This window comes from Mesorhizobium sp. C395A, assembly GCF_030323205.1.
Taxonomy (GTDB): domain Bacteria; phylum Pseudomonadota; class Alphaproteobacteria; order Rhizobiales; family Rhizobiaceae; genus Mesorhizobium.
This window is the reverse complement of the sequence record NZ_CP100473.1, coordinates 4,372,087-4,388,691: the sequence shown is the minus strand read 5'-3', so window position 1 is coordinate 4,388,691 and position 16,605 is coordinate 4,372,087. Positions and strand designations below refer to the sequence as shown.

Below are 16,605 nucleotides of genomic sequence, written 5' to 3'. Positions count from 1 at the left end.
GCATGACCGACCAACCCAGCAAAGCTGATGCCGACCGGGAGAAGGACCTGACGCCGGCGGCCAGCCGGGCGCTGGCTGAAGCCGAGGCGCGCCGTGAAGCGTATCGCCAGAAGGAAGCTGCGTTGCCGAAGGAAATCGGCGGCCGCGGCGGCAAGGAACCCGGCCGCTACGGCGACTGGGAAGTGAAGGGACTGGCTAGCGATTTCTAGGGGTTCAGGAACGGAAGAACTGGGGAACTGGTGAACTGAAGAGTTGAAGAAAAAGGCGCATAGCAGTCCTCCAGTCCTCCAGTCCTCCAGTCCTCCAGTCCTCCAGTTCCTCAGGCCGCGCTGCGCTGTGCCCCCAGCGTCATCCAGCCGCTGTCATCGATGGCGATGGAGACGGTTTCGTAGCCGCCAATCGAGTTGTGCTGAGTCGTCATTGGATGCTGGTGAGTGGCGCTGATCACCATCACCGACGCGCCCGCTGCTTCCGCCGCCGCGATACCGGCCGGTGCGTCCTCGAAGACCAGACAGTCGCCGATATCGACGCCGAGCCGTTTTGCCGCCAGCAGGAAACAGTCGGGCGCCGGCTTGCCGTGCGACACATCCTCGGCCGCGACCACCAAGGCGGGAACCGGGATGCCGGCGGCCCGCATGCGCAGCAGCGCCAACGGGCGCGGCGCCGAGGTGACGATCGCCCAGCGCTCTGGCGGCAAAGCGTTGAGGAACGGCACGGCGCCGGCGATCGGCAGCACGCCTTCGACATCGTCCGACTCCGCCTGCAACAGCACAAACGCCTCATGCACCGGGTCGACGCCGGGAAGCGCCAGCCTGGTGATGGTCTCGACCGCCCGCACGCCATGGATCGTCGGCAGGAAGGCTTCGACGTCGAGACCGTGCTTAAGCGCCCACGCCGCCCAGACGCGCTCGGCCGAGGCGATCGAATTGAGCACCGTGCCATCCATATCGAACAGGAACGCGGCGAATTTTCTGCCTGCAAACATCAGATTTTCCACGGGGTTAGGGATCGTTTCGGGAGGGTCGAAACATGTCGTGCGACCGTAACGTCGCCACGGCTGCCTGGGAAGCCGCGGGAGAGCCTTTTCGATAGTTCCAGGGAACCATGGTCCCGCCTCTGGCGTTTTGAGCATACTGTTTTCCACGGGATCGAAGGGGCAATCATTGTGCTGATCCGGCTCGGCTACGAAATCGCCATTGAATGCGTCGGCGCCACGCCGGTCATCTCGCTGCTTGATATCCACAGGGATCGTCAGGCCGACATCAAACGGCAGACGCGCGTGCTGACGTCGCCTTCAGTGCCGAGCAAGGTTTATCACGATCTGTTCGGCAATACCTGCCGCCGCTTCACCGCACCCGCCGGCAGTTTCCGCATTCTCTATGACGCAGCCGTCGAGGACAGCGGGGAGCCTGACGCGGTCAACACGCTGGCCAGGGAAGTGCCGGTGGCGGAACTGCCGGACGATGTGCTCGGCTACCTCCTCGGCAGCCGCTATTGCGAGACCGATCATCTGAGCAGTCTGGCCTGGCAGCTTTTCGGCCATGTTCCCTCCGGCTGGGCGCGGGTGCAGGCGATCGTCGACTATGTCCACAACCGGCTGTCCTTCGGCTATGGCTATGCGCGGTCGACGCGCACCGCAGCCCAAGCGCATGAGGAGCAGGTTGGTGTATGCCGCGACTTCGCCCATCTGGCGATCACGCTCTGCCGCTGCATGAACATCCCGGCCCGCTATGTGAACGGTTATCTCGGCGACATCGGCGTACCGGCCGACCCGGCGCCGATGGATTTTTCGGCCTGGATGGAAGTGTTCCTCGACGGCAAATGGTACACGTTCGACCCGCGTCATAATCGTCCGAGGATAGGCCGCGTGGTCATCGCGCGCGGTCGTGATGCCACGGATGTCCCGCTGCTGCACAGCTTCGGCCCGCACCAACTTTCGCTGTTCAAGGTCTGGACCTACGAGCAGGAAGGCAATCTGTTCAACCCGCCCTATCACGGCGTCGACAAGACGGTGAGCGCGCGGATGCTGGCGTGACCGGATTCTGATCCGCTTCGACACACAATCCGGAAATGGAAAAGGCCGCCGCTTCTTGACGAAGCCGGCGGCCTTCCGTGTTTCCGTCCGTGGCGCGGCCAATGGCGGCGACCGAGGTCACCCGCCGCGCTTATCGCGCCTTAACGGGAAGACTGCTTCCCGAAAGTGCAATCCGCTGAGGCCACGTTCTGGAAAACGAAATCACTCGACATCGGATCACCTCCTTTCGATTTGTTGAACACGTACAGATGATGGGGTGCGTTGCAGCAAAAAACAAGATGCCGATTTGAAATAGCTGGCGAGCCGCCTTTTGCGCCGGGTTGCGAAGAGCCGCGAGGGCGGGCAAAATCCATGCAAGGTGGATTGTCAGGACTCGGGAGGATGGCCATGGAGGCAGCCGAGAAGGCCGCGCGCATCGTGCGAACGGTGATCGAAACGCTGAAGCCGGGTTTTGCGGTCAAGCTGTGGACCGGCGAGCGGATCGGTCCCGCCACCGGGCCCGTGCTCACCATCAACGACCAGGACATCGTCTGGCAGGTGGTAAAGCGGCCATCACTGTCGACGCTGATCGAGATGTGGATTTCCAAGACGATAGACATCGAAGACGGGACGATTTTCGATTTTTATGCACTGCCGTCGCAAGGCAAGCTCAGGACCAAGCTCAAGTCGCTGCCGAAGCTGGCGATCCTGCGCGACCTGCCGGCGGTGCTCCTGTCACGCAAGCAGATGAGTGCACGCACCGATCTGTCGGGTCGCAACCCCTATGTCAGCGGGTCGAGCCAAGAGGCGATCCAGCATCACTACGACATTTCGAACGCCTTTTACCGGCTCTTCCTCGACGAGCGCATGGTCTACAGCTGCGGCTACTTTAAGGATTTCGCCGATGGCATCGACCAGGCGCAGGCCGACAAGCTCGACCATATCTGCCGCAAGCTGCGGCTGAAGCCGGGCGAAAAGCTGCTCGACATCGGCTGCGGCTGGGGCGCCATGCTGATCCATGCGGCCAAAAATTATGGCGTCGTCGGCCATGGCGTGTCGCTGTCGCAGGCGCAGACCGATCTCGCCCGCGAGCGCATCCGCGCCGAAGGGCTGCAGGACCGCATCACCATCGAGATCAAATCCTATGCGGAACTCAAAGGCTCCTTCGACAAGATATCGTCGATCGGCATGTTCGAGCATCTCGGCCTCGCCAACCACGCCACCTATTTCAAGACCATCGATCGCTTGCTGAAGCCCGGCGGCATCTATCTGCACCACGCCATCACCAGGCGCAGCAAGGGCGACTTGAAGAAAACCTTGCGCAAGGGGCCGGAGTTCAAGGCGCTGCTCAAATACATTTTCCCAGGCGGCGAACTCGACACGATCGGCATGACGCTGGGCAATCTGGAGGCGCATGGTTTCCTGGTCTACGACGTCGAGAATCTGCGCGAGCACTATGCGCGCACCTGCCGGCTGTGGGCCGAGCGGCTGCAGGCTCGCTTCGACGAGGCGGTCGCCGAAGTCGGCGAGGCCAAGGCACGGCTGTGGCTGCTTTATCTCACCGGCTGCTCGATCACCTTCGAGCGCGCCTCGGCGCAGATTTTTCAGACCGTCGTCACCAAACGCGCACGCGGCCCGAGCGGGCTACCGCCGACACGGGCGGATCTGTATCGGTAGGGATAGGATTCGGGGCCGAACCCCACGCTTTCCAAGGTCTGCGATTCGCTGCCTCGCGGTAGGGGCCTACACGAACCGCATCGGCGCGCCGATCTCGACGCGCGCCGGCCTGTACACAGTGCAATAGACGCCAAGATTGTGCGCGTTGTGGCGGACCAGATTGCGCAGGATGCCGGGATCGTGGTCGAAGCCGTCCTGGCTGATGATGGTGAAGCCGCAGCGGCGGCACGGCTCCGAGACGGTCACCAGCAGATCGCCGATGGCGAGCTTGCGGCCAATCCATTCGGTCTCGGGAAACGAGCCTTCGACCGCCGCCATGTCGACGACTATGTTGGGGCGGAAGCGGCGCGGATCGGGAATGCCTTCAGGGTGCAGCGCCTTGAGCCGCGCCAGCGATGCGGTGGTCAAGAGATGGATCGGCGCTTTGCGGTAGCGCGCCGCGGTGAGCGGGCCGGTGTAGCCGGGGGCGTTGTCCTGGCTGAACGGCCGGATCGAGGCGGCGAAGCCGAGATAGGTCGAGACGGCGCTGTCGCATTCAGCGCCCGGCGCTACCAGCCAGTCGCCGTCGGGAACGGCGATCTCCAGCTTGCGGTCCATGCTCAGCCGGGTGCGGATGCGCGGCACCTTGTGCCACTTGGCGTCGCGGTCGGGCCGCGCGATCTCATTGTCCGAGACATCGACAAGGCCGAACAGCCGGTCGCCGTCGATGGTTTCAAGGCCGACCGAAATGGCGTCCTGGCGTTCGCCGGCAAGCGAACTTGCAGGGTAACGCCAGAGCTCCGTGACTGCGCCCAGTGCAGCCATCAAATCCCCTCAGCCCTTCTTGTTCTGGCGGTTGGCGATCAGATCATCGACCACGGCCGGATCGGCCAGTGTCGAGGTATCGCCGAGCGCGGAAAAATCGTCCTCGGCGATCTTGCGCAGGATACGGCGCATGATCTTGCCGGAGCGGGTTTTCGGCAGTCCGGGCGCGAATTGCAGCTTGTCGGGCGAGGCGATGGCGCCGATCTCCTTGCGGACATGGGCCACGAGCTCCTTGCGCAGTTCCTCGCTCGGCTCCACGCCTTTCATCAAGGTAACGTAGCTGTAGATGCCCTGGCCCTTGATGTCGTGGGGATAGCCGACGACAGCTGCTTCCGACACCTTCTCATGGCTGACGAGCGCCGATTCGACCTCGGCCGTTCCCATGCGGTGGCCGGAAACGTTGATGACGTCGTCGACGCGGCCGGTGATCCAGTAATAGCCGTCGGCGTCGCGGCGACAGCCGTCACCGGTGAAGTATTTGCCCTTGTAGGTGGAGAAATAGGTCTGCACGAAGCGGTCATGATCGCCATAGACCGTGCGCATCTGGCCGGGCCAGGAATCGGCGATGCAGAGATTGCCGTCGGCCGCCCCTTCCAGCACCCTACCTTCGCCGTCGACCAGCTGCGGCCTGATGCCGAAGAAGGGCCGCGTCGCCGAACCAGCCTTGAGGTCGGTGGCGCCGGGCAGCGGCGTGATCAGGATGCCGCCGGTCTCGGTCTGCCACCAGGTGTCGACGATCGGCACCTTGCCGTTGCCGACGATGTTGAAATACCACTCCCAAGCTTCCGGATTGATCGGTTCGCCGACCGAGCCCAGCACGCGCAGCGACTTGCGCGAGGTCTTCTTCACCGGTTCGTCGCCGGCGCCCATCAGCGCGCGCAGTGCCGTCGGCGCAGTGTAGAAGATGTTGACCTTGTGCTTGTCGATGACTTCCCAGAAGCGCGACTGCGAGGGGTAGTTCGGCACGCCCTCGAACATCAGCGTGGTGGCGCCGTTGGCGAGCGGGCCATAGACGATGTAGCTGTGGCCGGTGACCCAACCGACATCGGCGGTGCACCAGTAGATATCGCCGTCATGGTAGTCGAAGACATATTGGTGGGTCATCGAGACATAGACGAGGTAGCCGGCAGTGGTGTGCAGCACGCCCTTCGGCTTGCCGGTCGAGCCTGAGGTGTAGAGGATGAACAGCGGATCCTCGGCCTTCATCTTCTCCGGCTTGCAGTCGCCCTTCACCGTGGCGATCTCGTCATGGTACCAGATGTCGCGTCCCTGAACCCAGCCGGTCTTGCCGCCAGTGCGGCGCACGACGACCACTTTTTCGACCTTGGTGCCGGCCTTGGCGGCGATTTCGATCGCTCTGTCGGTGTTTTCCTTCAGCGGGATCGGCTTGCCGCCGCGCAGGCCCTCATCGGCGGTGATGACGAAGGTCGACTTGCAGTCATCGATGCGGCCGGCCAGCGCGTCCGGTGAAAAGCCGCCGAAGACGATCGAGTGGATGGCGCCGATGCGGGTGCAAGCCAGCATCGCGTAGGCCGCTTCCGGGATCATCGGCATGTAGATGGTGACGCGGTCGCCCTTCCTGACGCCGTGCTTCTTCATCACATTGGCGAGCCGGCAGACATGCTCGTAGAGCTCGTTATAGGTGATCTTCTTGTCGTCGTAGGGATTGTCGCCTTCCCAGATGATGGCTGTCTGGTTGCCGCGCTTCTTCAAATGGCGGTCGATGCAGTTGTAGGAGACGTTGGTTTCGCCGTCCTCGAACCATTTGATCGAGACCTTGCCCTCGAAGGAGGTGTTCTTGACCTTGCTGAACGGCTTGAACCAGTCGATGCGCTTGCCGTGCTTGCCCCAGAACCTGTCCGGATTCTTCACGCTGTCAGCATACCATTTGAGGTAGGTGTCATTGTCGATCAGCGCATTCTTCTTCCACGCCGGCTGGACGCGGTAGATCTTCACCTCGGACATGTCTTCACTTTCCTCCCAAACCACCCCGCCGGCTTGACCACAGCCAGGATCACGGCGACGCAGCCGCGAATTCGGCGGCATTATTAACAGTTCCGCGCTGACGGCAACATTAGACGTTGGATTCGCGTGGCGGGATGCCGCAGCTCCCGTTTCGGTTGTATCAGCACTCGGCAGCGGTCGCTGCTAACTGCATGTTTTCGTGCATAAAACCCGACTGGGATCAGGAAAATCATAGACAGTTAAGGAACGGCGCGCACAATTCGGTGTTGGGAGGAATGGAGAATCAACTAGGCCAAGGGGCTGTCATGCGCGATCATTCCGAAATGGACCTGATGCTCAAGGGGTATGGCCTGACCACGGCCAAGATTCTATACCATTTTCCCGACCACCCGCATCTGCTGCAGAGCTTCATCTGGCAGGATTACGATCTGGCGCCGAAGTTTCCGGTGCTGATCAAGTTCATCGAGTTCTGGAAGGCCAGGCTCGACGGGCCGCTGCATTCGATCAGCTACACGCACCAGAAGCTGATCGCGCCGAACGAATGGCGGAAGGTGGATGGGGAGTTCGTGCTGCACTGAGCGGCGCGCTTGATTTCCCCCCTTGAGGGGGAGATGGCCGCAAAGCGGCCAGAGGGGTTCGGTTCGACCGGACGCGACCCTCCTGCGGCAGATGGGGGCTAGCGCTCCACGCGCGGCGACCCCCTCTGTCGCCTTCGGCGACATCTCCCCCTCGAGGGGGGAGATTTGGCAGCGTCGGCGATCACACCGCAGGCGGGTTCAGCCGGGCGAAACCTTCCTGGCGGTGATAGGGGAAGTACGGGTAGGGCGCGGCCACTTCGCTTGCCTTGTCGAGCTTTTTGACCTGCTCCGGCGTCAACGCCCAGCCGACGGCGCCGAGGTTCTGGCGCAGCTGTTCCTCGTTGCGGGCGCCGATGATGACCGAGGACACGGTCGGGCGCCGCAACAGCCAGTTGATGGCGATCTGCGGCACGGTCTTGCCGGTCTCTTCAGCCATCGCATCAAGCGCATCCATGACCCGGTAGAGATGTTTGTCCGCGACCGGCGGGCCGAAATCGGCGGTGTCGTGCAGCCGGCTCTTTTCCGGCAGGGGCTGGCCGCGGCGGATCTTGCCGGTCAGGCGGCCCCAGCCGAGCGGACTCCACACCAGCGCGCCGATGCCCTGGTCGAGGCTGAGCGGCATCAGCTCCCACTCATAGTCGCGGCCGACCAGCGAATAGTAGACCTGGTGTACGGCATAACGCGGGTAGCCATGCTTGTCGGCCTCGGCCAGCGACTTCATCAGTTGCCAGCCGGAGAAGTTGGAGACGCCGACATAGCGCAGCTTGCCGGCGCGCACGAGATCGTCCAGCGTCGACAACACCTCCTCGATCGGCGTGCCGGCATCAAACGCGTGCAGCTGCAGCAGGTCGATGTAATCGGTGCCCATGCGCTTCAGGGACGCGTCGACGGCCTTGATCAGCCGCGAGCGCGACGAGCCGTAGTCGGCCGGTCTGTCGCCCATCGGCAGCGAAGTCTTAGTCGAGATCAGCACCGCGTCGCGGCGGCCTTTGATGGCTTCGCCAAGCACTTCCTCGGAGGCGCCGTTCGAATAGACATCGGCGGTGTCGAACAGATTGACGCCGGCCTCGAGGCAGATGTCGATCAGCCGCCGCGCTTCCTTGGCGTCGCTGTTGCCCCAGGCCCCGAACAGCGGCCCGGAGCCGCCGAAAGTGCCGGCGCCGAAAGAGAGTGCGGGCACTTTCAGGCCCGATGCGCCGAGACGTCGATAATCCATTTTATGCTCCTTGATGATGTCGAAGAAGGATTGCGCGTGATGCTCATGACTGGGCGCAGACCGGCGCCCCGATTGTGGGGGCGCGATCGAGGCGCAGCGCCAGGGCAGCGACGCCAAGAGCCGCGACCGGCAGCAAAGCGGCGATCCAGGTTAGTGAGCCGAGGCCGAGGCCATGGGCAATCACCGCGCCGCCAAGCCAAGCGCCGGCGGCATTGCCGAGGTTGAAGGCGGCGATGTTGAAGGACGAGGCGAGGCTCTGGCCCGCGCCTTGCGCCTTTTCCAGCACCCACATCTGCAGCGGCGCCACGGTGGCGAAGGCGGCGGCACCAAGCAGGCCGACATAGATGACGGCCAGGATTTGGCTGTGGACGGCGAAGGTCATTGTGGCCAGCACCAACGCCAGCACCACGAGGCTGCCGAGCACCGCCGGCACCAACCAGCGGTCGGCGACCTTGCCGCCAAGCAGATTGCCGGCGATGAGGCCGCCGCCGAAGACGAGCAGGATCGGCGACACCGCGGCCTCCCTGAAGCCGGTGATCTCGGTGAGCAGCGGGGCGATGTAGGTGAAGACGGCGAAGACGCCGGCATAGCCGAGCACGGTGGTGGCGAGGCCGAGCAGCACCGGCGTGCGGCGCAGCACTGCGAGGTCTGCGCGCAGATTGGTCTTCTCGGGCGCTTCCTTGCTGCGCGGCACCAGAAGCAGGATGACGGCAAAGGCTGCCAAGCCGACCAGGGTTACAGCCCAGAAGGTGGCGCGCCAGCCGAAGGTCTGGCCGAGCCAAGTGCCGAAGGGCACGCCGAGGATGTTGGCGATAGTCAGGCCGGTGAACATCAGCGCGATCGCCGAGGCTTTCTTGTTGGGTGCGACCAGGCCGGTGGCGACCACCGAGCCGACGCCAAAGAAAGTGCCATGGGCAAAGGCGGTGATGATGCGGGCGCCCATCAGCGTCCAGTAGTCGGGGGCGATCGCACAGGCGAGGTTGCCGAGCGTGAAGATCGCCATAAGGGCCAGAAGGACGGTCTTGCGGGGCCAGTTGCCGGTGGCAATGGTCAAAAGCGGCGCGCCGATGACGACGCCCAACGCGTAGCCCGAAATCAACTGGCCGGCGGCCGAGATCGAGACTCCGAGATCTTTGCCGACATCAATCAGCAGCCCCATGATGACGAATTCGGTGACACCGATGCCGAAGGCGCCGGCAGCGAGGGCGTAGAGAGCAAGAGGCATGGCGGTTTCCAGTTCGAACTCGAATGAGCGCGCTGTCCAGACCCGCGCCCCGACCGCAGAGATCGTGTTGCCATGCCTTGTGAACCAGACTTGCCTCGGGCATATTTCCTGTGAAATAGATTCACAGATGGCCAGACCCGATATCAACCGTTCCGGCGAGATCGAAGTGTTCGTACGCGTCGTCGAGGCGAGCAGCTTCTCGGCTGCGGCTCGTTCGCTGCGTATGACACCGTCGGCGGTGAGCAAGCTGATCGCGCGACTGGAGGCAAGGCTCGGCGCGCGGCTGGTCACCCGCTCGACGCGCAAGCTGCAGCTGACGCCGGAAGGGACGGCGTTCTATGACAGCGGGGTGCGCATCCTGGCCGATATGGCGGCGGCCGAGCGCGAGGCGGCCGTGGGTGCCGCGCCGCGCGGACGGCTGCGCGTCAACTCCTATGTGCCCTTTGGGGTGCATCGGCTGATCCCGCTGCTGCCTGATTTCCTCGAACGCTATCCCGAGATATCGGTCGATCTGGTGCTGACCGACAGCGTCATCGATTTGATGGCTGAGCGTGCCGACGTCGCCATCCGCGCCGGGCCGCTCGGCGAATCGCGGCTGGTGGCGCGCAAGCTCGGGCAAACCCGGATGACGGTCGTTGCCGCACCGTCCTATCTCAAGACACATGGCACACCGCTGATTCCAGCCGATCTCAGCCGGCACAATCGCATGGCTTTCGGCTTTGTCCGGCATGTCGATGGCTGGCAGTTTGTCGACGCAGCTGACAATGCCATCACGGTTCCCACCGTGGGAAACACGCTGGTCGGCGATGGCGAGTCGATGCGGTTGATGGCGGTCGGCGGCGCCGGCATCGCCCGGCTGGCGCACTGGCATGTGGCCGATGACATCGCGGCGGGCCGGCTGACGGCGCTGCTGGAGGATTTCGATCCGGGCGACGAGGAGCCTACCCACGCCGTCTATGTCGGCCAGGGCCGGCATCTGCCGGCACGGGTGCGGGCCTTTCTCGACTTTCTGGTCGAGAGCGTTCGGATGGGAGCATGATCCCGAAAGGGGGAATCCGGTTTTCGGAAAAGATCATGCTCAACAAAAACAGAGCCTGAACGATTTTGGGGAGCCCCTTTGGCTCCCCAGCATCCAACCGGCGGCGACTACTTCTTCGGCGTGAACGGCGCCGGGCGGCGACCGGCGGCCTGGCGCTCCAGCATCCAGCCGGGATATTCGGCCGGCAGCGCGCTGACCTCATCAAGTTTGGCGAGATCGTCGGCGTCGAGCTTCACCTCGGCCGCGGCTAGGTTCTGCTCGAGCTGCTCCATGCGGCTGGCGCCGATGATGACGCTCATGACGAAAGGTTTGGCCAGGACATAGCCGAGCGCCACCGTGGCGACGCTGACGCCGTGCTTCTGGGCGATCTCGCGCATCACGGCGACAGCCGCCCAGGCGCGGTCCTCATCGACCGGCGGGAAGTTGAAGGCGGCGCGGCGGCCTTCGCCATTGCCGGGCGCGCCGGGGCCGTATTTGCCCGACAGCAGGCCGCCGGCCATTGGCGACCAGACCATCAGGCCGAGCTTTTCCTCGTTGATCAGCGGCACGATCTCGCGCTCGAGGTCGCGGCCGGCGATCGAGTAATAGGACTGGATGGTCTCAAAGCGGGAAAACCCCTTGCGCTCGGCTATGCCGAGGGCCTTAGAGATGCGCCAAGCCGCCCAGTTGGAGACGCCGACATAGCGGACCTTACCGCTGGCAACGAGATCGTCGAGCGCCCGCAGCGTCTCGTCGATGGGGGTCACCGTGTCGGTGCCGTGCAGCTGGTAGAGATCGATATGGTCGAGCTGCAGCCGCTCCAGGCTGCCCTCGACCGAATCCATGATGTGGCCGCGCGAAGAGCCGCGCTCGTTCGGGCCCTGGCCCATGGCGCCATGCACCTTGGTCGCAATGACGACGTCCGAGCGCTTGACGCCAAGATCCTTGAGCGACTGGCCAAGCAGGCGTTCGGACTGGCCGAATGAATAGACGTCGGCCGTGTCGAAGAAATTAACGCCGGCGGCGATGGAACGGGCAACGATGTCGTTGACGCCCTTCTGGTCGAGGCTGGCAATCAGGCCCCATTGGGCATTCTCGCCCGCGGCGCCGAAGGTCATGGTGCCGAGGCAGAGTTCCGAGACGAACATCCCCGTATTTCCAAGTTGATTGTAGCGCATGGTGGCTCCAGCAGATTGGTGATGACGCCAAGCAAATAGGAACGGCGCGTTTCGTTTCCAGTCGTGGCGCAATGATGGGCCGGCTCTGGCTCAACCTGCGGCCGACCCCAACACCGGATCAACACAGGCGGGTCAGGCTTCCCAAGGGTTGAACATTGTGACGCCAGTATCGTCAAAATCGGCGACGTTGCGTGTGACCAGTATGAGGTCGTGGAAGAGCGCCGTCGCGGCTATAAGCCCATCTGCGTCGCCGCGCGTGCGGATCGCGGAGATGCGACCCCATTGGGCAGCGATGCTCTCGTCTATGCCGAGAATTCGGTTTTCGTAGCTGTGGCGCAGACCGTGGAACCACGCTGCTAAATGGTTTGCAGTGTCGGGGTCGTTTCGCCGCTTCATTTCGATTCCGCGTGCGATTTCACCGAGCGTGATGACGCTTAGAAACAGAGACTGGCGCTCTTGCTTGATTATCCAATCCGCCACTGGCCCCTCTCGCTTTCGCGCACCCGACACGACGTTCGTGTCCAGAAGAAACATCAGAGGTCCACGTCTCTGCCGGGCCCCTTGGAGCGGCGATTGACCTCTTCGACGAAGTCGTCGTCCCACTCGGGACCGGAAAGAAGGTATTCCGCAAGTGAGGGCTTAGAGCCGACGAGCCTTTCGTATTCTTCAGCGGCCAACACGACAGCAGCGGGCTTTCCACGCAAGGTGATGGTCTGCGGGCCCTTTTCACGAGCCTGCTGAACCAGCTTCGAGAGATTGTTTTTTGCGTCCTGCAGATGCCAGTTCATGGAAGATACCTAGCTAGCTTGGCTAGATATAGCATCGCTGCAGCGATGCAGCAACAAATGCTACTGTTAGGGCCGCGAGATCACCGAGGTTATCGGCCGCCAAAAATCGCCGAGCCGACGCGGACGCTGGTGGCGCCGAAGGCTATGGCGGTCTCGAAGTCGCCGGACATGCCCATCGACAGTTTTGCGACCCCGGCCTCTTTGCCGAGCTTTTCCAGCAAGGCGAAATGCGGGCCGGGGTTTTCGTCGGCCGGCGGGATGCACATCAGGCCTTCGATGGCGAGGCCATGGACATCGCGGCAGCGGGCGACGAAGGCGACGGCGTCGCGCGGCTCGATGCCGGCCTTTTGCGGCTCCGAGCCGGTATTGACCTGGACGTAGAGTTTCGGCGTGCGGCCCTGGCGCACGATTTCCTTGGCGAGTTCGGTGGCGATCTTTTCGCGGTCGACGGTCTCGATGACGTCGGCGAGAGCGACGGCTTCCCTCGCCTTGTTCGACTGCAGCGGGCCGATCAGATGCAGTTCGATATTAGGGAATTCCGCTTTCAAGGCCGGCCATTTGCCTTGCGCTTCCTGCACGCGGTTTTCGCCGAAGACGCGCTGGCCAGCCTCGATGACCGGGCGGATGACGTCGGCCTCAAAAGTCTTCGACACCGCAACCAGCGTCACCGAACCGGCGTCGCGGCCGGCCTCGCGCTCGGCGGCAGCGATCCTCGTCTTGACGGCGAAAAACTGTTCGACGGCGCTGGCCATGTCCATATCCTGCCTTTCTTTAATCATCTTGGCCGGCTCGCCGCAGTTGACGGGTCCGGCAATCCATGGTGAACACCGCGACGACATTTACCTTGGCCACCGGGCCTTGTCCGGCGGTCTGCGCCTGCTTTTAAGTGAAAATCATCCGATGGCAACCGAACGATACAATCCGCGCGCGTCAGAGCCCAAATGGCAGAAGGCCTGGGCCGAAAAGAAGCTGTTCGAAGCGCATAACAACGATCCAAAGCCGAAATACTACGTGCTGGAGATGTTCCCCTATCCCTCGGGGAAGATCCATATCGGCCACACCCGCAACTACACGATGGGTGATGTGGTGGCGCGCTACAAGCGGGCCAAGGGCTTCAACGTGCTGCACCCGATGGGCTGGGACGCTTTCGGCATGCCGGCCGAAAACGCGGCGATGCAGAACAAGGTCCATCCCAAGGAATGGACCTACGCCAACATCGCCGCCATGCGCGAGCAGCTCAAGATGATGGGCCTGTCGCTGGACTGGGCGCGTGAGTTCGCCACCTGCGACGTCGACTATTACCACCGCCAGCAGATGCTGTTCCTCGATTTCGTCGAAAAGGGGCTGGTGACGCGCAAATCCTCCAAGGTCAACTGGGACCCGGAGGACATGACGGTGCTCGCCAACGAGCAGGTCATCGACGGCCGTGGCTGGCGCTCGGGCGCGCTGGTCGAACAGCGCGAGCTGACGCAGTGGTTCTTCAAGATCACCGACTACGCGCAGGACCTGCTGGACTCGCTGAATGGTCTCGGCGAGTGGCCGGAAAAGGTCAAGCTGATGCAGCAGAACTGGATCGGCCGCTCGGAAGGGCTGCTGATCCGCTGGCCGCTGGCCGCTCCGGTTGGCGATGCGAAGGAACTGGAGGTCTACACGACCAGGCCCGACACCATTTTCGGCGCGTCGTTCATGGCGGTTGCCGCCGACCATCCGCTGGCCAGGAAGGCCGCCGAGACCAATCTCGATCTGGCCAAGTTCATCGACGAAATCAGGCATATGGGCACGTCGGTGGCCGCACTGGAGACGGCCGAGAAGAAAGGTTTCGACACCGGCATCCGCGTCGTGCATCCGTTCGACGACTCGTGGACCCTGCCGGTCTACGTCGCGAATTTCGTTTTGATGGAATACGGCACCGGCGCCATATTCGGCTGTCCGTCGGGCGACCAGCGCGACCTCGACTTCGCCAACAGATACGGCCTGCCGGTGATCGCGGTGGTGATGCCGGAAGATGCCGACGCCAAGACCTTCCAGGTCACGGAAGAGGCCTATGTCGATGACGGCGTGATGATCAATTCGCGCTTTCTCGACGGCATGAAGCCGGAGCAGGCGTTCGACGAGGTGGCAAAGCTCCTGGAGCAGAAGACCATAGGCGGGCGGCCAATGGCGGAGCGCAAGGTGAACTTCCGCTTGCGCGACTGGGGCATTTCGCGTCAGCGCTACTGGGGCTGCCCGATCCCGATGATCCATTGCGAGGATTGCGGCGTCGTGCCGGTGCCGAAGGCCGATCTGCCGGTCAAGCTGCCCGACGACATCGAGTTCGACCGTCCCGGCAATCCGCTCGACCGCCACCCGACCTGGCGGCATGTGAAGTGCCCGCAATGCGGCAAGGATGCGCGCCGCGAGACCGACACGATGGACACGTTCGTCGATTCGTCCTGGTATTTCGCGCGCTTCACCGCGCCCTGGGCCAATGAGCCGACGGAGCCCAAGGCTGCCGATGACTGGCTGGCCGTCGACCAGTATATTGGCGGCATCGAGCACGCGATCCTCCATCTGCTCTATTCGCGCTTCTTCACCCGCGCCATGCGCGCGACCGGGCATCTCGACCTGGCCGAGCCATTCAAGGGCCTGTTCACGCAAGGCATGGTGGTGCATGAGACCTACCGCGTCGGCGGTGCGTCGAACAATGGCCGCTGGCTGTCGCCGGCTGAGGTCAGGATCGAGGATGTCGGCGGCAAGCGCCGCGCCATCGAGATCGCCACCGGCGAAGAGGCGGCGATCGGCTCACTCGAAAAGATGTCGAAGTCGAAGAAGAATACGGTAAGCCCGGAAGACATCACCGACGGCTACGGCGCCGACACCGCACGCTGGTTCATGCTGTCGGATTCGCCGCCCGAGCGCGACGTCGAGTGGACGGACGATGGCGCCGCCGGCGCGCACCGTTTCATCCAGCGTGTCTGGCGCCTGGTGTCGATCGCCGCCGAGACGCTCGATGGCGTCAAGCCACAGGCGGCGCAGGATGGCGAGGCCGGTGCCGTTTCCAAGGCCGCGCACAAGATCCTGAAAGCGATCGGCGAGGATATCGAGAAGCTCGGCTTCAACCGAGCCATCGCCCGCATCTACGAACTTGCCAATGCCTTGAACACGCCGCTCAACGACGTTGCCGAGGGCAAGGCCGATGCGGCGCTGAAAGGCGCCTGCCGCGAGGCGGTGGAGATCCTTGTGCATGTGGTCGCGCCGGTCATGCCGCATCTGGCCGAAGAGTGCTGGCACACGCTCGGCGGCACCGATCTGGTCGCCGAACGGCCATGGCCGGTCTACGACCCGGCGCTGGTGGTCGACAACGAGATCGTGCTGCCGGTTCAGGTCAACGGCAAGAAGCGCGGCGATTTGACAATTGCCCGCGACGCGGACCAAGGTGCGGTCGAAAAAGCGGTTCTGGCTCTCGACTTCGTGCAGAAAGCGCTGGAAGGTAAGGCGCCCCGCAAGGTGATCATCGTGCCGCAGAGGATCGTCAATGTCGTTGCCTGATTTCAAAAAGACGGGGCTTGACTTCGGAAAGACGACGCATGTGCTGCGCCGCACCGCGCTCTGCGGGCTGGTGGCCTCGATGACGCTGGTTTCGGCCTGCACTGTCAGGCCGCTCTATTCGAGCGCGCCGCTGACGGCAGGCTCGACTGTCAGCGCGTCGGCGGAGCTCGCCTCGATCGCGGTCAAGCCGGTCAAGACCCGCTATGCCCAGCAGGTCCGCAACAATCTGATCTTCGCCTTCGGCCAGGGTGCCGGCGAGACGACGGCACCGGTCTACATGCTCGATCTCGGTGTCACCGAACTGGTCGAATCGGCCGCGGTGGTGCAGATTCAGACCGACGAAGACGAGCCGACGGCAGGCACGGTGACGCTGACCGCAAACTATGTGCTGACCGATGCCAGGACCGGCGTGGTGATCGCCACCGGCAAGCGGTCGATCCCATCATCCTTCGACAAGCCGACGCAGGAGTTCGCCTCCTACCGGGCGCAGCTCGACGCCGAGAACCGCGCCGCACGCGAACTGGCTGAAATGGTGAGCCTGTCGGTCGCCCAGGACTTGGTCAGGCACGGCAAGAAGGCCTGAGCGTTTCCTAGCCTTGCCAACTCGACTTTAG

16 protein-coding genes are annotated in these 16,605 nt (G+C 63.3%); 7 read left to right on the top strand and 9 right to left on the bottom strand.

Translation table 11 applies throughout. From position 1 onward, the window contains the following. The first annotated feature begins 2 nt into the window (after positions 1-2). Positions 3-209: a DUF1674 domain-containing protein gene (locus NLY37_RS21470; protein ID WP_023688862.1), complete on the top strand. Its 207-nt coding sequence runs from the start codon at positions 3-5 to the stop codon at positions 207-209. A gap of 110 nt (positions 210-319) precedes the next feature. On the opposite strand, the gene NLY37_RS21465 is transcribed toward NLY37_RS21470, so the two are convergent. Then, positions 320-985 carry an HAD-IA family hydrolase gene (locus NLY37_RS21465; protein WP_023684076.1) on the bottom strand — a complete coding sequence of 222 codons (666 nt, stop codon included), beginning with the start codon at positions 983-985 and terminating at the stop codon, positions 320-322. 180 nt (positions 986-1,165) lie between these two features. Between NLY37_RS21465 and NLY37_RS21460 the strand changes: the two genes are divergently transcribed. Continuing rightward, a complete protein-coding gene (locus NLY37_RS21460) occupies positions 1,166-2,035 on the top strand; it encodes a transglutaminase-like domain-containing protein (RefSeq protein WP_023693194.1) in 870 nt (289 codons plus the stop codon). Positions 2,036-2,422: 387 nt separating this feature from the next. Continuing rightward, entirely contained in the window at positions 2,423-3,691 is a 1,269-nt protein-coding gene (locus NLY37_RS21455; RefSeq protein ID WP_023742200.1) for a class I SAM-dependent methyltransferase, read from the top strand. Between the two features lie 66 nt (positions 3,692-3,757). Here NLY37_RS21455 and NLY37_RS21450 read toward each other — a convergent pair whose 3' ends face one another. Both NLY37_RS21450 and acs read right to left on the bottom strand, forming a co-directional pair. Continuing rightward, positions 3,758-4,495, bottom strand: a complete 738-nt coding sequence (locus NLY37_RS21450; RefSeq protein ID WP_023742201.1) for an MOSC domain-containing protein — start codon at positions 4,493-4,495, stop codon at positions 3,758-3,760. A gap of 9 nt (positions 4,496-4,504) precedes the next feature. Further along, on the bottom strand, positions 4,505-6,460 hold the full coding sequence (gene acs / locus NLY37_RS21445) for an acetate--CoA ligase (protein ID WP_023742202.1): 1,956 nt from the start codon (positions 6,458-6,460) through the stop codon (positions 4,505-4,507). A 305-nt stretch (positions 6,461-6,765) separates the two neighbouring features. Here acs and NLY37_RS21440 point away from each other — a divergent pair, with 305 nt between their 5' ends. Continuing rightward, the gene (locus NLY37_RS21440; protein ID WP_023668649.1) at positions 6,766-7,038 is read left to right on the top strand and encodes an usg protein; all 273 of its coding nucleotides are present in this window, start codon (positions 6,766-6,768) and stop codon (positions 7,036-7,038) included. Between the two features lie 181 nt (positions 7,039-7,219). Here NLY37_RS21440 and NLY37_RS21435 read toward each other — a convergent pair whose 3' ends face one another. Then, positions 7,220-8,254 (bottom strand): aldo/keto reductase, encoded by a 1,035-nt coding sequence (locus NLY37_RS21435; RefSeq protein ID WP_023742203.1) that lies wholly within the window; start codon positions 8,252-8,254, stop codon positions 7,220-7,222. Between the two features lie 43 nt (positions 8,255-8,297). After that, a complete protein-coding gene (locus tag NLY37_RS21430; protein WP_286440168.1) occupies positions 8,298-9,479 on the bottom strand; it encodes an MFS transporter in 1,182 nt (393 codons plus the stop codon). Positions 9,480-9,606: 127 nt separating this feature from the next. Between NLY37_RS21430 and NLY37_RS21425 the strand changes: the two genes are divergently transcribed. Beyond that, positions 9,607-10,518, top strand: a complete 912-nt coding sequence (locus tag NLY37_RS21425; RefSeq protein WP_023732960.1) for a LysR family transcriptional regulator — start codon at positions 9,607-9,609, stop codon at positions 10,516-10,518. Positions 10,519-10,625: 107 nt separating this feature from the next. Here the strand turns inward: NLY37_RS21425 and NLY37_RS21420 are convergent, their stop codons facing one another. The 4 genes from NLY37_RS21420 to NLY37_RS21405 all read right to left on the bottom strand — a co-directional run bounded on the left by NLY37_RS21420 (position 10,626) and on the right by NLY37_RS21405 (position 13,215). Further along, positions 10,626-11,675 (bottom strand): aldo/keto reductase, encoded by a 1,050-nt coding sequence (locus tag NLY37_RS21420; RefSeq protein WP_023732961.1) that lies wholly within the window; start codon positions 11,673-11,675, stop codon positions 10,626-10,628. A gap of 132 nt (positions 11,676-11,807) precedes the next feature. Then, positions 11,808-12,209 (bottom strand): type II toxin-antitoxin system VapC family toxin, encoded by a 402-nt coding sequence (locus tag NLY37_RS21415; protein WP_023728699.1) that lies wholly within the window; start codon positions 12,207-12,209, stop codon positions 11,808-11,810. Beyond that, the gene (locus NLY37_RS21410) at positions 12,209-12,463 is read right to left on the bottom strand and encodes a type II toxin-antitoxin system Phd/YefM family antitoxin (protein ID WP_023684084.1); all 255 of its coding nucleotides are present in this window, start codon (positions 12,461-12,463) and stop codon (positions 12,209-12,211) included. The genes NLY37_RS21415 and NLY37_RS21410 overlap by 1 nt, the downstream gene beginning before the upstream one ends. Before the next feature lie 89 nt (positions 12,464-12,552). Further along, positions 12,553-13,215, bottom strand: coding sequence for a YggS family pyridoxal phosphate-dependent enzyme (locus NLY37_RS21405; protein ID WP_023742204.1), 663 nt, complete (start codon positions 13,213-13,215; stop codon positions 12,553-12,555). Positions 13,216-13,363: 148 nt separating this feature from the next. On the opposite strand from NLY37_RS21405, the gene leuS reads away from it, so the two are divergent. Beyond that, complete coding sequence (leuS, locus tag NLY37_RS21400; RefSeq protein ID WP_023732963.1) at positions 13,364-15,991, top strand: leucine--tRNA ligase; 2,628 nt, start codon at positions 13,364-13,366, stop codon at positions 15,989-15,991. Then, a complete protein-coding gene (locus NLY37_RS21395) occupies positions 15,978-16,574 on the top strand; it encodes an LPS assembly lipoprotein LptE (protein WP_023698237.1) in 597 nt (198 codons plus the stop codon). The genes leuS and NLY37_RS21395 overlap by 14 nt, the downstream gene beginning before the upstream one ends. The last annotated feature ends 31 nt before the right edge of the window (positions 16,575-16,605 follow it).

Coding starts and splice junctions, on each gene's coding strand:
- NLY37_RS21420 (WP_023732961.1), bottom strand. CDS start 11,675: ATGCGCTACAATCAACTTGGAAATACGGGGATGTTCGTCTCGGAACTC.
- NLY37_RS21410 (WP_023684084.1), bottom strand. CDS start 12,463: ATGAACTGGCATCTGCAGGACGCAAAAAACAATCTCTCGAAGCTGGTT.
- NLY37_RS21470 (WP_023688862.1), top strand. CDS start 3: ATGACCGACCAACCCAGCAAAGCTGATGCCGACCGGGAGAAGGACCTG.
- NLY37_RS21430 (WP_286440168.1), bottom strand. CDS start 9,479: ATGCCTCTTGCTCTCTACGCCCTCGCTGCCGGCGCCTTCGGCATCGGT.
- leuS (WP_023732963.1), top strand. CDS start 13,364: ATGGCAACCGAACGATACAATCCGCGCGCGTCAGAGCCCAAATGGCAG.
- NLY37_RS21405 (WP_023742204.1), bottom strand. CDS start 13,215: ATGGCCAGCGCCGTCGAACAGTTTTTCGCCGTCAAGACGAGGATCGCT.
- NLY37_RS21435 (WP_023742203.1), bottom strand. CDS start 8,254: ATGGATTATCGACGTCTCGGCGCATCGGGCCTGAAAGTGCCCGCACTC.
- NLY37_RS21425 (WP_023732960.1), top strand. CDS start 9,607: ATGGCCAGACCCGATATCAACCGTTCCGGCGAGATCGAAGTGTTCGTA.
- acs (WP_023742202.1), bottom strand. CDS start 6,460: ATGTCCGAGGTGAAGATCTACCGCGTCCAGCCGGCGTGGAAGAAGAAT.
- NLY37_RS21450 (WP_023742201.1), bottom strand. CDS start 4,495: ATGGCTGCACTGGGCGCAGTCACGGAGCTCTGGCGTTACCCTGCAAGT.
- NLY37_RS21415 (WP_023728699.1), bottom strand. CDS start 12,209: ATGTTTCTTCTGGACACGAACGTCGTGTCGGGTGCGCGAAAGCGAGAG.
- NLY37_RS21395 (WP_023698237.1), top strand. CDS start 15,978: ATGTCGTTGCCTGATTTCAAAAAGACGGGGCTTGACTTCGGAAAGACG.
- NLY37_RS21465 (WP_023684076.1), bottom strand. CDS start 985: ATGTTTGCAGGCAGAAAATTCGCCGCGTTCCTGTTCGATATGGATGGC.
- NLY37_RS21440 (WP_023668649.1), top strand. CDS start 6,766: ATGCGCGATCATTCCGAAATGGACCTGATGCTCAAGGGGTATGGCCTG.
- NLY37_RS21455 (WP_023742200.1), top strand. CDS start 2,423: ATGGAGGCAGCCGAGAAGGCCGCGCGCATCGTGCGAACGGTGATCGAA.